We start from the raw sequence: 2999 nt of genomic DNA, 5'->3' as shown, positions 1-2999 counted from the left end.
CGAGGATCGCGTCATTGCCGATCCCGCCCATGATCGTGTCGTTGCCGTCCTCACCATCCAGGCGGTCGTTGCCGTCGCCTCCTTCGAGCGAATCACCCTGATCAGCGCCGATAAGCGTGTCGTTTCCGGCATTGCCTGAAAACTCGTGGCTTATGCCGTTGTTTCCCGTGACATGATCCGCCCATTCGGACCCCCAGATGTTTTCGATACCGATCAGGGTATCGGTGTCGCCAAACGTGTCGGTTGCCGTACCCGCGACAAGATTGACGACCGCACCCTGGAAGCCCCCAGTGTTTGCTGTATCGCTATAACCCGACCAATCAGTAAGACCACCTCCGCCATTAATTGTGTCGTTGCCCGCCTGACCGTTAAAATACTGCTCTCCGGCCGCTCCGATCAGCGTGTCGTCGTGGCTTGTACCTTCGACCCCTTCGATCCCGGTGAACGTATCCGTACCGCCGAGACCGTCCGTGGCCGCCCCGTCGGTTGCATTGGCAAACGTGACGCTGACACCGGATGCCGGATTATCCCAATAGTAGGAAAGATAGTCCCAATCCAAGCCACCATGGATCGTGTCGTTTCCGGCGCCGGCCTCAAAGTAGTCATCGCCCGCACCGCCGTTTATAGAATCATTGCCGTCACGCCCGATGAGATTGTTGTTGTTCGCGTCGCCGATCAGGGTGTCATTGAAACTCGTTCCGAGCACCCGTTCGATACCGATCAGCGTGTCGGTGTTGCCGAAGCCGTCGATCGCTGTGCCGGTTCCAAGGTTGACATTGACACCTTGGAAGCCGCCATTGAACTCGTCACGATCGTACCGCGCCTCGTCCCGGGTTCCCGCCCCGCCATTGAGCGTGTCGTTGCCAGCTCCACCCAGCAACCGATCACGACCGTCGCCGCCAGACAGGCTGTCATTGCCTTCCATGCCTTGGAACCACTCATCGCCCGTCGATCCGGTCATCGTGTCGCCAAAGGTCGTGCCTTCGAATTCTTCCACTGAAATGAACGTGTCGGTACCGCCCAGGCCATCCGACACCGTGCCGCCAGTAGCGCTCGTGAAGGTGACGACAATGCCCGAGGCAGGGTTGTCCCAGTAGTAGGACAAGAAGTCATTGTCCGCGCCGCCATTGATCGTATCGTTGCCCGCACCCGCTTCGAAATAGTCGAAACCCGCTCCACCGTTCAAAGAATCGTTGCCGTCCCTGCCGATCAGGCCATTGTCGGCACTGTTTCCAATGATCGTGTCGCCAAAGCTCGTGCCGATCACGCGCTCGATCCCGATCAGTGTGTCGGTATTGCCAAAACCGTCCGTCGCGGTGCCGGTCGCCAGATTGACGTTGACGCCCTGGAAGCCGCCATTCAGTTCGTCCCGGTTGTACCGGACCTGATCCCGTGCTCCGGCGCCACCATCCAATGTGTCGTTGCCGGAACTGCCGGTCAGCGTGTCATTGCCGTCGCTACCGGTAAGACTGTCATTGCCGTCCTGGCCGTCAAACCAGTCATCGCCGGTATGACCCGTCATCGTGTCGCCGAATACTGTGCCTTCGAACTGTTCGACGGAGATAAATGTGTCGGTGCCACCAAGCCCGTCTGTCACGGTGCCGCCAGTGGCGTTCGTAAAGGTGACGACAATACCCGAGGCCGGATTATCCCAGTAGTAGGAAATGAAATCTTGATCAGCCCCGCCATCGATCGTGTCGTTGCCCGCACCGGCCTCAAAGTAATCGAATCCGGCACCGCCACTGAGCGAGTCGTTTCCGTCACGACCGATCAGATCGTTGTCGTTGCCGTCACCGATGATGGTGTCATTGCCGGCGGTTCCACGCACCCTTTCAATTCCGATCAGGGTGTCCGTATCGCCGAAACCGTCGATCGCGACGCCGGTGCTCAGATTCACGAACACAGCGGCTGTGCCACCATAGGCGGCGTCACGATCATAGCGCACCATGTCTCGGTTGCCGGCTCCCCCGTCCAGCGTGTCGTTGCCTTGCAGGCCCATGAGAGTATTCCTGCCGGAATCGCCCGTGATAGAATCCGCCTGCATCGACCCGCGGACGTCTTCAATACTGATCAGAGTATCGGTGCCACCCAACCCGTCCGAAGCGGTGCCGGTTGCGAGATTCACCAAAACGCCGGATGTCGCGTTGTCATAGACGACTGCATCGTTGTCACTTCCGCCGTCTATCGTGTCGTTACCGGCGTCTCCGCGAAGGTAGTCGAAACCAGCCCCGCCGAGGATCGTATCGTTCCCGTTGCCACCGTAGATCTCATCATCGCCGCCAAACCCAGAAAGGCTGTCAGCGCCATCGAATCCTTCGATCACGTCATCCGAACTTGTACCGTCCAATGTGTCATTGAGATTGGTTCCAGGAAAATAAGCCATGTGACCTCCAGAAATTTCATCGAGTTGCGACACCGAACGGGCGGTCCGGTTGACGACGACAGCAATTCTGCTCAAACCCGAAAGACGGCTCCGGTGGCTGCGATTTTAGCGCCAGAGCTCAGCATTATTAGTTTGCAGGACATTTCTGTCCCGCACACAACAATTGTCGTTGAGCGGGATGGTATTTTGACGCTGTTGATATGAATATGTCTCCAGCCACTTGAACTCATCACGTCCAAACAACCGGAAATCTTTCCAGAAAACCGTCAAGTACGAAAGCACCCCTGCCCACACAAAAATGATGCCGCAGTAAATTAGTTATTTCAAGTGTATTCAGGACGCGACGACTTGGGATGCAGAACCCAACTGAATTTGCGCGGCCAGGATCAGTGGCTTCTACTCAAGTCTCAACTAGTTTCACACTGGAGCAAGTATGTCAGCTGACGGGGGCAGAGAACCGCTGCAAGCTTTTTGGCGTCCGCCCGCATCACTCCTACCCGAACACGAAATCAGTCTGATCGATATCGCCGATGCTGACGCCATCCAGCGTGATGACGTGGCCGTTATAGTCGATCTCGACCCCGCCCGTCACGGCCGTCACGCCCAGCGCCGCGAA

1 protein-coding gene is annotated in these 2999 nt (G+C 57.4%); it reads right to left on the bottom strand.

The annotated features are described in order from the left end of the window. The coding region (locus tag QKW60_RS20925) for a beta strand repeat-containing protein (RefSeq protein ID WP_282371646.1) at positions 1–2458 on the bottom strand (2458 nt) is incomplete at its 3' end. Positions 2459–2999 lie beyond the last annotated feature (541 nt).

It is taken from the genome of Albidovulum aestuarii, from assembly GCF_029961185.1.
GTDB lineage: Bacteria > Pseudomonadota > Alphaproteobacteria > Rhodobacterales > Rhodobacteraceae > Albidovulum > Albidovulum aestuarii.
The sequence above is the reverse complement of the archived record's forward strand: the minus strand, read 5'-3'. Positions and strand labels throughout refer to the sequence as shown.